Source organism: Sulfurovum sp. XGS-02, assembly GCF_023213175.1.
Classification (GTDB): domain Bacteria; phylum Campylobacterota; class Campylobacteria; order Campylobacterales; family Sulfurovaceae; genus Sulfurovum.
Window position 1 is genome coordinate 315,344 of the sequence record NZ_CP093312.1, and the last position, 16,047, is coordinate 331,390.

Annotated in this window: 15 protein-coding genes; all 15 read left to right on the plus strand. The window is 43.0% G+C overall.

Annotated elements, in window-relative coordinates; all coding sequences use genetic code 11:
- Positions 1-20 precede the first annotated feature (20 nt).
- The 15 genes from ovoA (at position 21) to MN086_RS01690 (ending at position 16,047) form a co-directional block, all read left to right on the plus strand.
- On the plus strand, positions 21-2,123 hold the full coding sequence (ovoA, locus tag MN086_RS01620) for a 5-histidylcysteine sulfoxide synthase (RefSeq protein ID WP_248577071.1): 2,103 nt from the start codon (positions 21-23) through the stop codon (positions 2,121-2,123).
- Complete coding sequence (locus MN086_RS01625) at positions 2,116-3,270, plus strand: MalY/PatB family protein (RefSeq protein WP_248576321.1); 1,155 nt, start codon at positions 2,116-2,118, stop codon at positions 3,268-3,270. The genes ovoA and MN086_RS01625 overlap by 8 nt, the downstream gene beginning before the upstream one ends.
- Positions 3,264-5,006, plus strand: a complete 1,743-nt coding sequence (gene dacB, locus MN086_RS01630) for a D-alanyl-D-alanine carboxypeptidase/D-alanyl-D-alanine-endopeptidase (protein WP_248576322.1) — start codon at positions 3,264-3,266, stop codon at positions 5,004-5,006. The genes MN086_RS01625 and dacB overlap by 7 nt, the downstream gene beginning before the upstream one ends.
- Positions 5,007-5,050: 44 nt before the next feature.
- On the plus strand, positions 5,051-6,178 hold the full coding sequence (locus tag MN086_RS01635; RefSeq protein WP_248576323.1) for a succinyldiaminopimelate transaminase: 1,128 nt from the start codon (positions 5,051-5,053) through the stop codon (positions 6,176-6,178).
- Complete coding sequence (locus MN086_RS01640) at positions 6,175-6,777, plus strand: hypothetical protein (protein ID WP_248576324.1); 603 nt, start codon at positions 6,175-6,177, stop codon at positions 6,775-6,777. The genes MN086_RS01635 and MN086_RS01640 overlap by 4 nt, the downstream gene beginning before the upstream one ends.
- Positions 6,778-6,779: 2 nt before the next feature.
- Complete coding sequence (gene murC, locus MN086_RS01645; protein WP_248576325.1) at positions 6,780-8,096, plus strand: UDP-N-acetylmuramate--L-alanine ligase; 1,317 nt, start codon at positions 6,780-6,782, stop codon at positions 8,094-8,096.
- A 97-nt stretch (positions 8,097-8,193) separates the two neighbouring features.
- Positions 8,194-8,985: a YdiY family protein gene (locus MN086_RS01650; protein ID WP_248576326.1), complete on the plus strand. Its 792-nt coding sequence runs from the start codon at positions 8,194-8,196 to the stop codon at positions 8,983-8,985.
- Positions 8,986-9,084: 99 nt separating this feature from the next.
- Positions 9,085-11,307 carry an endonuclease MutS2 gene (locus MN086_RS01655; RefSeq protein WP_248576327.1) on the plus strand — a complete coding sequence of 741 codons (2,223 nt, stop codon included), beginning with the start codon at positions 9,085-9,087 and terminating at the stop codon, positions 11,305-11,307.
- A gap of 66 nt (positions 11,308-11,373) precedes the next feature.
- Positions 11,374-11,952, plus strand: a complete 579-nt coding sequence (locus tag MN086_RS01660; RefSeq protein ID WP_248576328.1) for a hypothetical protein — start codon at positions 11,374-11,376, stop codon at positions 11,950-11,952.
- Positions 11,952-12,965 (plus strand): hypothetical protein, encoded by a 1,014-nt coding sequence (locus tag MN086_RS01665; protein WP_248576329.1) that lies wholly within the window; start codon positions 11,952-11,954, stop codon positions 12,963-12,965. Before MN086_RS01660 ends, MN086_RS01665 begins: the two co-directional genes overlap by 1 nt.
- Positions 12,958-13,782 carry a tyrosine-type recombinase/integrase gene (locus MN086_RS01670; RefSeq protein ID WP_248576330.1) on the plus strand — a complete coding sequence of 275 codons (825 nt, stop codon included), beginning with the start codon at positions 12,958-12,960 and terminating at the stop codon, positions 13,780-13,782. The genes MN086_RS01665 and MN086_RS01670 overlap by 8 nt, the downstream gene beginning before the upstream one ends.
- Positions 13,779-14,108: a hypothetical protein gene (locus MN086_RS01675; RefSeq protein WP_248576331.1), complete on the plus strand. Its 330-nt coding sequence runs from the start codon at positions 13,779-13,781 to the stop codon at positions 14,106-14,108. Before MN086_RS01670 ends, MN086_RS01675 begins: the two co-directional genes overlap by 4 nt.
- Positions 14,098-14,733 (plus strand): type III pantothenate kinase, encoded by a 636-nt coding sequence (locus MN086_RS01680; protein WP_248576332.1) that lies wholly within the window; start codon positions 14,098-14,100, stop codon positions 14,731-14,733. Before MN086_RS01675 ends, MN086_RS01680 begins: the two co-directional genes overlap by 11 nt.
- Positions 14,727-15,347, plus strand: a complete 621-nt coding sequence (gene hisG / locus MN086_RS01685) for an ATP phosphoribosyltransferase (RefSeq protein ID WP_248576333.1) — start codon at positions 14,727-14,729, stop codon at positions 15,345-15,347. Before MN086_RS01680 ends, hisG begins: the two co-directional genes overlap by 7 nt.
- The gene (locus MN086_RS01690; protein WP_248576334.1) at positions 15,340-16,047 is read left to right on the plus strand and encodes a class I SAM-dependent methyltransferase; all 708 of its coding nucleotides are present in this window, start codon (positions 15,340-15,342) and stop codon (positions 16,045-16,047) included. The genes hisG and MN086_RS01690 overlap by 8 nt, the downstream gene beginning before the upstream one ends.

Genomic DNA, 16,047 nt, shown 5'->3' on the forward strand with positions numbered 1-16,047 from the left:
AGGAATGAGACGTGCTAAAGATGCCTACACTTCATGGAACAGACCCCGAAGCGAAACGAAAAGAGATCAAAGGTTATTTTCAGCATTGTTATAGCCGATATGAATCTCTCTTTCATCTCGTTGTAGACAAAAAAGCCTATTATCAAAAAGCGGATCCTCTTCGTCACCCTATCATCTTTTATTATGGCCATACGGCTACATTTTTTATTAATAAACTCACACTTGCCAAGATTATCGATGAGCGTGTCGATGCCGAGCTTGAGTCACTTTTTGCCGTGGGTGTCGATGAAATGAGCTGGGATGATCTGAATGAAGCACATTATGACTGGCCTACTTTAGAAGAGACCCAAGCCTATCGTGACAAAGTCTATATGAAAGTCTCTTCGCTTATTGACAGACTACCTTTAGAACTTCCTATTACGGAAGATTCACCCTGGTGGGTGATCTTGATGGGCATTGAGCATGAAAACATCCATCTTGAAACCTCTTCGGTACTGATACGTCAACTTCCATTGGAGTCCATAGAGGAAAACAGTGCGTGGAAAGCGTGTGAAATGGTCGGTCCTGCACCCCGTAATGTACTTCTTGATGTACCTCAAGGCACGGTGATACTGGGAAAGAACAAAGATGCCAAACTTTTTGGATGGGATAATGAATATGGCGATCATCAGGCTTATATACCGGCATTTAAAGCGGCCAAATATCTCACCTCCAATGCTGAATATTTGGATTTTGTAGAAGATGCCGGATACAGCAATGATCTGTTTTGGTGTGAAGAGGGTAAAGCATGGAAAGCCTATACCCAGGCATCACATCCTATGTTTTGGCGCAAGGGTGAAGGGGGATACAGACTTCGTACTTTGAGCAGAGAGATAGACCTTCCTTTGAACTGGCCTGTAGAGGTCAATCACTTGGAAGCCTCTGCATTTTGTAAGTGGAAGAGTCACAAAGAGGGTGTCACCATCACCCTGCCGACCGAAGATGAATATGTCCGATTACGTGATGAAAGCAACGTACTTTCTTACCTGGAATGGACGGCACAAGGCGAAACGATCGCCAACATCAATCTTGAAGGTTTTGCCTCGTGCGTTCCTGTGGATACATACCAACATGGGGATTTTTATGATGTGATAGGAAATGTGTGGCAGTGGTCACGAACACCGATCTATCCTTTTGAAGGTTTCAAGGTCCATCCTCTCTATGATGATTTTAGCGTACCGACCTTTGACAGTAAACATACTATCATCAAAGGCGGATCATGGATAAGTTGCGGAAACCTTGCTACACAGAAGAGCCGTTATGGGTTTAGAAGACATTTCTATCAACATGCAGGATTTAGGTACATACAGAGTGAATATGAAGAGAGGGTGATCACCAATATCTATAATAGCGACAGCCTTATTTCACAGTATTGTCATTTTGGTTGGGGCGAAAATGCATTGGGTGTGGAGAATTATCCCGCAGCATGTGCGCGGATCGCATTGTCATATATGAAAGAGAAGCCTAAGCGAAGGGCATTGGATATCGGGTGTGCCACAGGACGAAGTACCTTTGAACTGGCACGTGGTTTTGATGAAGTGATTGGTGTGGATTTTTCTGCACGTTTCATACAGGAAGCACAGAAGCTCAAAGATGATGGTATATTACGTTATACTATGCCGACCGAGGGTGAACTGGAAAAATTTCATGAGGTAAAACTTTCAGACCTTGATCTGGAAGAAGAACGGTTGAAAATCTCATTTTGGCAGGCAGATGCCTGTAATTTAAAACCTCTTTACAAAGATTTTGACCTGATCTTTGGAGGGAACCTGTTAGACAGGCTCTATGACCCTAAAAAGTTTTTAGATGCTATGGCATCACGTATCAATGCGGGAGGACTACTCATTTTGACATCTCCGTACACCTGGCAAGAAGCGTCTACTCCCAAAGAGAAATGGATAGGCGGGTACAAAAGAGATGGTGAAAATATTAGCACACTCGATGGGCTTAAGGAGAGACTAGGCGATGCATTTACGCTTTTAGAGACGAAAGATGTGCCGTTTGTCATACAAGAGACAGCACGGAAGCACCAGTATACGATAGCACAGATGAGCATATGGGAAAGGAGAAGTACAAATGTTTGAAGCGATCAGCCGTCAAGGCTCACACAGCATGAAGTGGGATGAAGCAAAGAAAAAATTCGGTACAGATGACCTGCTCCCTCTTTGGGTTGCAGATATGGACCTGGCTTCACCGGCATGTGTACAAAAAGCAATGAAGCAAAGAGCTTCCCACCCTCTGTATGGTTATACTGTCTATCCGGATGCCTATTATGAATCGATTCGGAACTGGATGCAGGATCGTTTTGGATGGAAGATAGAAAAAGAGTGGATCATTCCCTGTTACGGTGTCGTACCTTCTTTGAACTTTATCATCTCTGCCTATACGCAAGAGGGGGATGGCATACTCATACAAACACCCATATACCCGCCTTTTGTAAGTTCTGTGAAGCATCAAAAGAGAAGGGTGCTGGACAATAGGCTGGTGTATGAGAACGGCAGGTATCACATCGATTTTGATGACTTTGAAAGCAAGGCCAAAGAAGCCAAACTCTTTTTGCTCTGCTCACCGCATAACCCGACCGGACGTGTATGGTCTGAAGAAGAATTGGAAAAGATCATTGAGATCTGCATAGCCAATGATATACTCATCATTTCTGATGAGATCCATGCAGATATTGTCTATGAAAAAAGACACTACAGCATTGGCAGCTTTGAGAAGATCATGCATCACTGTGTTGTCCTCAATGCCCCTTCCAAAACATTTAACGTGGCAGGGCTGAATACCTCCTATGCGATCATACCTGATACCAGACTGCGTCAAGCCTATAGGGTTGAACAGGACAGATCAGGTATTACCAACGGGAACCCTTTTGGTATAGAAGCTTTGATGAGCGCCTACAAAGAGGGTGCCCCATGGTTAGAGCAGCTCAAAGCGCACTTGCTTGCAAACATCAGCTATGTGGACAGATTTCTAGAAGAGCATCAACTGCCTGTCAAGGCAGTCCCTACGGAATCGACCTTTTTAATGTGGCTTGACTGTAGAGGACTGGGGCTCTCTCATACCCAACTGGTCGATTTCTTTTTACATCAAGCAAAACTCGGGCTGAATGACGGTAAAAGTTTTGGTCAGGCCGGAGAAGGATTTATGAGGTTGAATGTGGGTACATCCCAAGAGGTGCTCAGTGAAGCGATGCAGCGACTGCTTAATGCATATAAGGCAACGTGTTGAGAAGCCTATTTGTTTATGTGATACTCTCCCTATGGCTCTATGCATTACCCCAGGTCATCAATGAGGAGATACGCAGATCAGGTATCCCCAAAAAAGATATCAGTATCTATATTAAAGAAGCCGGTAAATATGGAAAGGTTGTGGCTTCGCTCAACGCTTCCAAAAGCAGGACCCCCGCATCCGTGATCAAAGTTCTGACCACCTATGCCTCGGTACTGAAGCTAGGGTTTGATTACCGTTGGCCTACAAAATTCTATACCACAGGAAGCGTGCAAAATGGTGTGCTTCAAGGGGATCTGCTCATTCAGGGATTTGGTGACCCTACGTTGAATGCCGAGGACCTTGAACAGATCCTCTCTGAGACACGTGCAAAAGGCATACGTCAGATCAGGGGTGATATCGTCATAGACAGAAGCTATTTCAAAGTAGGGAGTCAAGACAGTTCAGGTTTTGATGAAAATCTCTACAGTGCCTATAATGCCATGCCGGATGCCATGATGTTCAATGAACGTCTGGTGACCGTCTGCGTGATCCCTAAAGAAAAGAGAGTCCATAAAAAAGATGTGGATGAGGGTTACAAGGTGGTGGATCAATTGGAACATGTCAATAAACCCTGTAGAGGAAAATACTCTTGGCCAAAGGTGAAAATCGACAAAAGGGAAGTGGTTCCTACGGTGTTTCTTCAAGGAAAGATATCCAAACGATGCGGCAAGCGGAATATTTGTAAGGTCATTACCAAACCCTATAGGTCATTCTACTATGCATTGAAAGATAGATTGATGCAAGAGGGGATAGCTGTGAGAGGGGGCTTGAAACTACGTAAGATACCTAGAGAAGCAAAAGAACTTTTTACACATTACTCAGAGCCTTTGGAAGAGATCATCTCTGAAACATCCAAAGAGAGCAATAACCTCTATGCAAGACATCTTCTGCTTCTTTTGGGCGAAAAACTTTATGGTGCTCCTGCCACAGTGCAGAAAGGAAGAGATGCGGTCAAATATATTTTGGATGAAAAAGGTGCATTAGGCAAGGGCAGGTTAAGTATAGACAATGGAAGCGGGCTTTCACGTACAGCAAAAATGAACGCAAAACAATTGGCACAAATGTATGATGATGCCTATGAACGTTATGGTTCCAGATGGATGGAGACACTCTCGATCGCAGGTGTAGACGGTACCATCAAAAGCCGTTTTAGACATACCGTCGTAAAAAAACATGCATGGATGAAGACAGGGACTCTGAGACGTGTGAAAAATATAGGCGGGTATGTGCAAAACAGAGCAGGGAAATTCTATACGGTTGTCATTATCATCAACAGTTCCAAGGCAAAATACCGCGGAGCCAAACTGCAAGATGAGATCATGAAGTGGTTGGCCAAAAGCAGGGTGAAACCTAGCATGGTATCTTCCGCACCCACCGCTTCCAGAACGGCTCAAGCTAAAAAAACGGCATCAGAAAAATTATTCAGGAATGTCAAAACAAAAGCGCTATCCACAATGAAAGATGGCACAAAAGAGAATGCTGGTCACTATTATATTCAGGTGGGTTCATTTTCGTCCATGCCCAACAATGCATATTTAGCAAAGATAAGCGCTTTAGGATTACGTTACAGGGTACACCGTACAGATAATTACAGAGTGCTCATAGGTGCCTATAGTGATGAAAAAAGTGCAAGAGAAGCGCTGAAAAAAGTACGCAGAGATATCAATGGCGGGGCATTTATCGTAAAGTTGTAGTTTACCCCAAATACGTTATAATCCCTTAAAAATTTAGGGCAAAAATGAACTTCGAAACTTACCCTTTTGAGAAACTCAACCAATTACTTGACACTGTAACCCCCAACCCCGATTACCCTGCACTCAGCCTAACGATCGGCGAACCTCAGTTTGAGACACCGGCATTTATTCTAGATGCCTTCAAGGATGCAGCTGGACTGCTCAACAAATATCCCAAATCTGCTGGAGAACAAGAGCTCAGAGAGGGGATGTTGACCTATAACAAAAAGCGTTTTGGCCTTACATTGACCGATGAGCAGATTATTCCCACTTTTGGTACCAGGGAAGTGCTCTTTAACTTTCCTCAATTCCTGCTGCATGATGTGGAAAAACCAGTCATGGTCTTCCCCAACCCTTTTTACCAGATCTATGAAGGTGCGGCCAAAGCATGCAGAGCAGAGGTCATTTACCTGAATCTGAATGAAGCCAATCAGTTTCACCCTGTAGTGGATGAAGAGGCATTGGCAAAAGCGGACCTGGTGATACTCAACTCCCCTAACAACCCTACATCTTCTGTGATGTCTATGGAAGAGTTACAGCGTTGGGTAACGCTGGCATTGAAACATGATTTTGTGCTTCTCAATGATGAGTGCTATGTAGACCTTTATCTGGATGAGCCACTGCCTTCACTGCTTAATGCGAGTATGGAAGTGGGGAATGAAAGTTTTAAAAATGTCTTGGTGATCAACTCGATCTCCAAACGTTCCTCTGCACCGGGGCTGCGTTCGGGATTTATTGCGGGAGATGCGGAGATTCTCAAAGCCTATATGGTATATAGAACCTATGTGGGGTGTGCCTCTCCATTGCCGCTGCAGCATGCAGCTGCAATGGCATGGGCAGATCAGGAGCATGTCAACACATTCAGAGACAAATACAAAAAGAATTTTGAAGTGGCCCAAGAGGTGTTAGGGACAGAGGCACCTGAAGCGACATTTTATATTTGGCTCAAAGTGGAAGATGAGATAGCCTTTACGACCAAACTCTATAAAGAGTATAATCTTAAAGTCCTTCCAGGTTCATTTTTAGGGCGTGAAGGGGAAGGCCAAGGGTATGTAAGACTGGCCCTTGTATATGAAGAAGAGCAAACAAGAGAAGCATTGGAAAGAATAAAATCGGCATTGGAGCAAGCATGATGGAAACACCGGAAATACATGTAGAAGAGTTAAAAAAAGATCCAGAGTTTCTGGCAAATATTCAAAGACTTGAAAAAGAGTGCAAGGAAGAAGAGAGCATTGCAAAAGGGTATCAGCTTTTAGATGCACAGCTCATCATTGAAGCTTCGGAAGATGAGATCAACGAGATATTTACCTTTATTGTCAATACTGCCTTTGACAGACTGGCTGAAAAACTTACGACTTCCCAGTCATTTGATATGAATGACGCTGAGGACCTTGCCACGGCAAGAGCGATCTATGAACACGGGATACAACGTTACAGCGAAAATGACAAAAAAGGTGCCAAGGAGATCTTTCTTGTCTTGCACTACACGATCGACCATGCAGCGCTGAAAGATGCGATGATGGTACATGTAGCTGCAGTCATGGAAGGAATGAGTTTTGAAGATTTTATAGAAAATCTCGTCGATGTGGAAGGGGTAGATGCCCATGATCCTCTGGCATTTTTCATACAGACATTTACAGAGCCAACTGAGGCCTTGCTTGAAAAGTTTGATAGACATGTCAAGCAGGCACAAGAAGAACTCAGAGTGCTTGATGAAAGCAAGGAACAGTAGCGATGAAAAAGATCCATTTTATCGGTATTGGGGGTATCGGACTCTCTGCATTGGCCAAGTTTCTCTTCAATGATGGACACAAGATCTCCGGTTCGGATATCAAACAGACAGAGATCACTAATGACCTGGCAACGAACTTTGATGCGAAGATCACCATTCCCCATCATGCTGATGCGGTGGAGGGTGTCGACAGGGTGATCTACTCTGCGGCTGTTCGCCCCAACAACCCTGAGTACCAAAGAGCAAAGGAACTGGGTATTGAACTGCTTTCACGTAAAGAAGCTCTCAAGAGTATACTGGGTGAAAAAGAGGTCTATGCGGTGGGTGGTGCACATGGTAAGAGTACGACTTCAGCCATGCTCGCATCGATCATCCCTGAATCCAATGCGCTTATCGGTGCGATCAGTAAAGAGTTTGGTTCAAATGTACGTAATTATCCTAACAACAAAGTGGTTTTTGAAGCGGATGAGAGTGATGAGAGTTTTTTAAATTCCAATCCCTATCTTGCGATCGTGACCAATGTTGAACCGGAGCATATGGAGTACTACGGGTATGATGAAGAGCGGTTTTATGCTGCCTACAGAAACTTTTTGTCTCTGGCACAGATACGTGTGATCAATGCAGAAGATACATTCCTCGCTTCTTTAGAGATGGAGAGTATAAAACTCTACCCTTCCAAAGATATCACAAACATAGAGTTTGTCTTGGTAGAAGGTGAACCGCATACAAAATTCGAACTTTTGGACTTGGGTGCATTTGAGGTCTTTGGTTTTGGAAATCACATTGCCTTGGATGCATCATTGGCGATACTGGGCGCCTTGGAGCTGGGCGAAAAGATCGAAGATATAAGGGAAAACCTTCTACACTACAAAGGGATCAAAAAACGTTTTGACATTGTACAAAACCAAGAAGAGTGTGTGGTGATCGATGACTATGGGCATCATCCAACAGAGATCAAAGTTACCATGGAGTCATTGCAAACCTATAAAGGACTACGTCAATTCTCTAGACTCAATGTCATTTGGCAACCCCATAAGTATAGCCGTACGATGGATAACCTGCAAGGATTCGTAGAGTGTTTTGAGGGGGTGGATGAACTGGTGATCCTTCCTATCTGGGCTGCCGGGGAATTAGAGGTAGATATAGACCTAAAAGGGGCATTCAGCCGCTATAAACTTCTGATGGCAGACTCTGTGACGAAAGAAGACGGCATTGTCAAAGTCTTTAAAGACGGCCATATCATACAAGAATACAGTGACGGACTTGTCACAGCCTTCGGTGCAGGAGATATTACCTATCAGATACGGGGTGAAGCGTAAACTTCACCTCGGTGCTTCAAAGTGAAAAACCACCATACTTTGATTTTTTTATGCTATAGTCCCGACTTTAAAATATCATAGCGTAAGGAAACAACATATGAAGAGCAGAAGCATATTAACAGTATTGGCTTTGTTACTGCCAGTCGCTGTCATGGCTGAGGAAGTCAAGGTCTCCAATGTAGCATCAGAATTCTCAACCTATAAAAAGCTCAAGGCGAGCAAAGAGTTAAAGCAAAGTATCAATATCGGTTTTTCCAATGTGACAGGAAATACAGAGACATTCAGCCTGAATGGTAAATATGCCCTTTCCGTTACAACATCAGGATATAACGACAATCCACTGCAGATCATGTTCGATACAAGTGCATTTGTGACAGAGAACAATAATGTCAAAGACAATGAAGAGTACACTGCGAACCTTGCTTTAGAGCAGTTCGTGATCGAAAAATGGCTGGTCTATACCTCTGTGCACTGGTTACGCAATACATTCAGAAACTATGACAATAAATCCTCTATCGCAGCGGGTGTGGGGAAAAAACTCTTTGATGACGGTCAGCATATTTTCAAACTCAGAGCAGGTATTGCCTACAATATAGAACAATATACCAATGATCAGCCAGAAGAGTCCTTCTTCTCTTTTAACCAGTATCTAGAGTATACCAACCAGCTCAATAAAGTCAGTGCGCTGTATGTTAAAGTGGCTGCCCTTGAAAACTTCGAAAACTTTTCAGATGATTATGAAGTCCTGGCTGTAGCAGGCTTAACTTTTGCAGTGGCTGAAGATATCAATGTCAATTTGGAAGAAGAAGTACGCTATGACAATCTTCCTCCGATAGGATTTGAAACGACAGATACCAAAACGATCATCAAAGTGGGATACAATTTTTAATTTTTACAGTTAGCACCCCTGAAACTCCAGAAGCACTTTTTTGAACCTACATAAAATTCGCTATAATTCGGATATTTAGCCAATTGAGGAACTTTAGACGTGCCAATAGAAGAATCAAGCGAAAAAACGATCACACAAAAACTGGACCTGGATGGGTATATCCAGCAGTTCCAAAAGTTTTTAGCCAGAGAAAAACCTGTAGCAATGATGGGAGATATCAACCAGCATTATCGTTATATACAGGCACTTTCCCAAGTACAGTTTCCTACACCAAACCCCGTACCGAATCTTGATAGAGAACTCAATCTTATTAAAAAGCAAGGGGTGCTCTCACTGGATGAGATCTATGCTTTTGTTACCATAATCTCATACTTCAATACCTTAAAGACAGTAGGTTTCACAGAACCTCTCATCTCCTGGATACAAGGGATAGAGATACCGGATGAGATCATCGAGGTCGTAGGGTATTTTACTGCTGAAGGAGATATCAATGCTGAACGGGATCCGGAACTTTTTAAACTGGAACGTGCCATCAAGCAAAACAAGATAGAGATCAAAGAGACACTTTATAAACTGGCACACTCCAGCAGACTCAGAGATTATCTTGTGGACACACAGGTACACTTCAACGGTGGGGAAGAGACCCTACTGGTACGCGGAGGATTTAACAATGCGATCAAGGCTACCGTAGCTGCACGTAGCCCCGGTGGCTTTTTTTACATCATTCCTCAAAGTATCACCCATTTAAAAGAGAAAGAGTCTGCGCTGCTCAGTAAAAAAGAGGAGATGATCTACACCTACTGTAAAAACATCTCGGCGCTCTTTTTCAAATGGGAACGTTTTTTGGGATACGTGAACAAAGAGTATGACAGGTTCGACCACTATCAGGCACGTGTCAGCTTTGCAAGAGCCAAAGAGTATGAGTTTGTTTTGCCAAGCAAGCACAAACGCATTAAATTACAGGATTTTGCACATCCTGCCATAGAGAACCCAGTCCCCATTACGATGGATTTTTCTAAACAGATCATGCTTGTCACAGGGGTCAATGCCGGGGGTAAAACGATGCTGCTCAAGTCCATGCTTTCAGCAGTCTACATGAGCAAGTATCTGCTTCCTTTCCAATGTAATGCAGCACAGACAGAGGTCGGGCACTACAAGAGCATAGAAGCGGTCATAGATGATCCTCAGTCGGTAAAAAATGATATCTCTACGTTTGCAGGGCGTATGCAGGAGTTTGCAAAACTCTTTCAGAAAGAAGATGCCATCGTAGGCGTCGATGAGATAGAATTGGGTACAGACAGTGATGAGGCAGCCAGTCTCTTTCGTGTGATGTTGGATGAATTGCGAAAAAAAGGTATCACGTTTATTGTGACGACACACCATAAACGTTTGGCTTCACTGATGGCAGGTGATGATGAGGTGGAACTCATCGCAGCACTCTACGATGAAGAGAAAAGAGTGCCTACCTATACATTCCTTCAGGGAAGTATAGGAAAGAGCTATGCGTTTGAGACAGCACAGCGTTACGGGGTACCTGTAGCCATCGTGAACAGAGCAAAAAAGGTCTACGGAGAGGACAAAGAAAACCTCAATGAACTCATAGAGAAATCTACCTCACTTGAGCGTGAAATGCGTATGAAGATCGCCACAATAGATGATGAGTTAAAATCCGTAGAGAGACAAAAACAGAGACTTCAGGATGAAGAAGTGAAGCTTCAGGAGAGTCATAGAAAGGCCCTTGCAACCCTAGAGAACCGTTATAATGCAGCGACAAAAAAAGCAAGAGAAGCCCTGAGGGCACAAGAGTCAGCAGAGGGACGACGACTGCTGAACGTGGCACATCAACGTAAAGATTTCAAGCAAAAAGAGGTGAAACTCAAAGATGAAGTGCCACTCAAAGAGGGTGATAAGGTGAAGTACCGCTCCCATAAAGGCGAGATAGTCGGGATCCGCGGTAAAGATGCGACGATCATTGTTGACGGATTGAAGATGAGGGTGCCTTTGGGACAACTCAAAAAAAGAGGGGATACTCCTCAGATAAAGGTCAAACCCAAAGCAAAAGAGGTCAATGTCAATATTGAAAAGTCAGGGGCGGCTGTTTCTGTAAAACTACTAGGTATGTATGCAGATGAAGCGATAGATACAGTCGATAAATTTCTCTCGGATGCCCTGGTGAACGGTCTGCATGAAGTACAGATCATCCATGGTACAGGCGGGGGAGTGTTAGCCAAACTGGTGACAGAGTATCTTAAAAAGCATCCTAAGATACAGAAATTCTATAGACTGCCCGGAAACTTAGGCATTACAGTCGTCGAACTGTAGAACTATAACCCCTCTTTTAACTCCAGAGGGTATAATATATGCATAAAAATGTTGCAGGAGAGCTACGTGAGCATTAAAGATGATGTGAATTATGTAAAGAGAGAGTTAAGTGGTGATGAAAAGGTACTTGAGAGTGCTTTTAAGCTGGAATCACTGTATAAAAAATACAAGTTTCATTTGTGGGGTGCGATTGTCGTATTAATTCTGTTCTTTGGCGGACAAACTGTGATGAGTGCGCTGCATGAAGCGAAGCTTGAAAAAGCGAATGAAGCTTTCTTGACACTGCAGAATAACAGTGATGATGCCGATGCATTGAAGGTACTTCAAGAGAACAACCCGGCACTTTTAGAGCTTTACACTTATGCACAAGCAGTGAAAAAAGAAGATATCAAAACGTTAGAGTCTTTGAGTGCAAGTACGAACAGTGTGATCGCTGATGCAAGCGGCTATACGGTAGGTGTACTCAATAAACAACCTGTGGATTCAAAGCTCTATAAAGAGATGTCACTGTTTGAAGAAGCCTATCTGGCTATCCTTGCAGGTGATGTGAAAAAGGCTCAGAATAAATTGGAGCTTATAGATGACCGTTCCTCTCTTGCCGTGATCAGAGAGTTCCTTCAACACTCTACTATTAAGGCAAATTAATGAAGGGGTTGTCACTACTTACATTTACGGTAGCAGCATTGCTCTTTTCAGGATGCAGCAGTAAAAAATATTTTGAACCCGAACAGACGTTTTCAGCATCGAATGCTTCCACTTCATATGGTGGAAGTATAAATGACCTTAGCCGCGAGGGAGGGACACTTAAAAGTGGCCAATATATCAGTAAAGCAGGGTTAAGCACTCTTAATCTTGGTGAAGGTTATAGATTTTTAAATGAAAACGATAGCTATATTCTGGCTACTAATCCTGAGGGTATTTTAAAGATTATTGATAAAAAAACGAAAGAAACGGTACGTGCCGTTTCATTAAAAGTACCCGTGGTCTCTGCAACGATCGAAAACGATGTGATCGCCTATATTCTTAACAGCAATACCTTCGGTATTTATAACATTTCAGATAACAGAAAATTGGTGGAAAGCCGATCCGAGGCAACCTTTGCCATTGATACAAGAGCAGCAAGTCCGATCTTTATCGATAGTTTGGTCGTGATGCCTATGCTTGACGGGAAACTCATTATTGTCAATATCCAAGACAGTGAGAATGCCAAAGTGGTCTATCTCAGTACGGAAAAAGCATTTAACAACATTATCTATCTCTCCCGTGAAGGAAATACGATGATCGCTGCAACGCCAAAAAAACTTCTGACCTTAGGCAGTGGCGGGCAAATGGAGTATAGTGCGAATATCTCTGAAGTAGCATATGCGAACGGTATCATTTATCTCTTCACCAAAGAAGGAGAGATACTTGCTTTAAATAGCGACCTTGAAAAAATGGGAGAGGCAAAGTATAAATTCGCACACTACTCTGTAGCGACTGCTTTCGATGGCAAGGTGTATGGTTTAGATCAGGGAGGATCACTGATCGTGATGGACAGTGCTTTGATAAAGCATAAGATCTATGATGTTGGTGAAGTGGATGAACCGGCATACATCAGTGGGACAAAGCTCTATAAAGATGGTGATATCATTGAACTATCCAAACTAGGTTATGAGTGATATACTGACAGCCTTTGAAGAGTATCTCAGTGTTACAAAGGCACTCGATACCCTTACCATCTCTTCTTATCTGGGTGACTTGACCCAACTTGAAGAGGTCACTCAAAAAACACTGACGAAACTCGATACTACAGATATATTGAAATTTTTATCTGCCTTTGAGAACAAAAGAACGCTCAACAGGAAACTCTCCTCTATCAATGCTTTTTTCGATTTTTGTCACAAACAGGATTTCAGACACGAAAAGATCAAGATCCCTATGGCAAAAGTACCCAAGAACCTGCCCAAATATATGAGCAGTGAAGAGATACTGCAAGGCTTAAAAAACATTGACAGAAGCAAGATCATGGGATTGCGTGATTATGCACTGATACTCTTCTTATATGCCAGCGGTTGTCGCATCTCTGAAGCATTGAGTGTACAGCGAAGTGATATCGTGGACGGATGGTTGAAGATACGTTTTGCCAAAGGGGAAAAAGAACGCATCGTACCTCTGGCACCCATAGCGGTTGAGGCATTGGAGAGGTATATGCAGGAACAGGATATGGGAAGCAGTTATATTTGGCTGAATTACACAGGTGCTGTCCTCAGCCGTATCTCTGCGTATAAGATCGTGAAGAAGTATCTGGGCGTATCCCCTCACGTATTGCGACACTCTTTTGCTTCATCACTTATCATCGGCGGTGCAGATCTGCGTGTGGTGCAGGAGCTGTTGGGACACAGTTCTCTTGAGACCACACAGATCTATACACATATACAAAAACAGAACCTCTCCGAGACAATGAATAGTTATCATCCTTTAAAAGGAGTATCATGAAAGCATTGGTTGAATATCTGAACCATAAAAACATTATTTTTAAATCACTTAAAGAGATCCTGCCAAAAGAGTTGGGTTCCCGTAAAAAGGTTGCACTCTATGTGGGTGTTGACCTAAAAGGATATTATGCATTGGTGATGGAACTTGAAAAGAAGAGCAGGGTACTTCGGAAAGAAGCAGCTGATCTCATCGAACTGCATGCAAAAGCGGAAAAATATGTCGATAGTAAGATCACTAAAAAATATATAGTGATCAAAGCACCCCTATGCTCACATGCCAAAGCGATGCTCGAAGAGAATGGCTGGAAGGTGTGGCATGAAGGATAAGGTATTACTTGCAGATATAGGGAATACCCATTTCCATATCTATAATGGGTCTGGAATAGAGCATCTTCCCTATGAGGAGGCGATTGCCAAATATAGCAAAGAGAGACTCTGCTATATTACTGTCAAACAGCACTTGAACAGTACCATAGAGAACATAGCCTCATGGAAAAATATCTCATCGAAGATCTACTTGGATGGTGCCTATGAAACGATGGGAGTAGACAGAAGAGCACTCTGTTTGAGTCATGAAAATGGTATTTTTGTGGATGCAGGTTCTGCGATAACCGTCGATATCATGGAAGCGGGAAAGTATTTGGGTGGCTTTATATTCCCGGGGTTAAAAGCGATGTTAAAGGCATATGCTTCTATCTCTCCGGTCTTAGAGACGACATTGAATGAAACGATATCTTTAGACCAATTGCCGGCTACAACTAAAGATGGGATAAGCTATGGTATAATCGCGTCTATAAAAGCACTCATAGATAAGCACAGTGATGGTAAAAAGCTTTATTTTACCGGCGGGGACGGAAAATTTTTATCAAGTTTTTTTGAAGAAGCTACTTACGATGAAATGTTGGTCTTTAACGGGATGCGCAAAGTGATGAAGGAATCAGAGATATGTTAACAGTAGCACTTCCAAAGGGAAGAATCGCAGAACAGACACTTGAGATTTTTGCTGAAATTTTCGGTGGAGAATTCAAGTTTGAAGGGAGAGAACTCATCTTGGATAGGGGAGAGTTCCGTTTTTTAAATGTACGTAATCAGGATGTACCGACATACGTTGAACACGGTGCCGCGGATATCGGTGTTGTCGGACTTGATGTCATTACAGAGAAAGAGCTGGATATCATCCAGCTTCTGGATATGCAGTTAGGGAAATGTAAAGTGGCGATCGGTATCAAAAACGAAGATGAACTGGACTGGTCACGTCCTAACATCAAAGTCGCTACAAAGATGGTCAACATCACTAAAAACTACTTTGCCAAAAAAGCCGTAGGGGTAGAAGTGGTGAAACTTTACGGTTCTATAGAGCTGGCACCGCTTGTCGGCCTGGCTGATGCTATTGTGGATATTGTCGAAACAGGTTCAACGATGAGGGAGAACGGATTGAAAGTGGCTGAAGATATTATGGATTCTTCTGCACATCTGATCTCAAATAAAAATAGTTTTTATGGAAAGAAAGAGGAGATTCTCTCTTTATATGAAAAGATTAAAGCTGTTGTAGAGAGCCGTGGCTAATTCTACTTCAGACTCTCTTGACCTCTATGCAAAAGTAGAGGATCTTCTTGGTGTAAAAGAGGCTGCTCCCAGTCTTTATGCCCATTACCTTCTTTTTTTAAACACGATAGATTTTGATACACTTTTGGATGTGGGATGCGGCTCTGGAGACTTTTTGCGCCAAATACAGGGTGCATTGGAGATACCAGAGGTCAAGGGGATAGACCTCAGTCCCCTTATGGTCTCAAAGACACTTGAACAGGGCTATGATGCCCAGTGTGTGGACCTCTGTGATCTAGATGGCCGGTATGATGTACTGACAGCAGTCTTTGATATGGTGAACTATCTGGATAAAGCAGCGTTGGAACGCTTTCTGGGGTGTGTCAAAGCGCATTTGAATGACGGCGGATATTTTCTTTGTGACATTAATACGCTGCACGGTTTTGAAAATGTCGCAGTGGGCTCTTATATCGTGGATGATGAAGAGAGATTTTTAACGGTCGACAGTGACTTTGAAGAGGGTGAGTACAGTGCCGAGTTCACACTTTTTGAAAAAGAGGGGAGCTGTTTTAAAAAATCTCAAGAGAGTATCAGGCAATACCATCACACGGTAGATGAGATAGTGCGTCTAAGTGGTTTAGAACTGGTCCAAAGTGATGATGTGACTCTGTATGATCTTGATGAAGCGGATAAAGTGTTTCTTGTACTAAAAAAAGTGTAA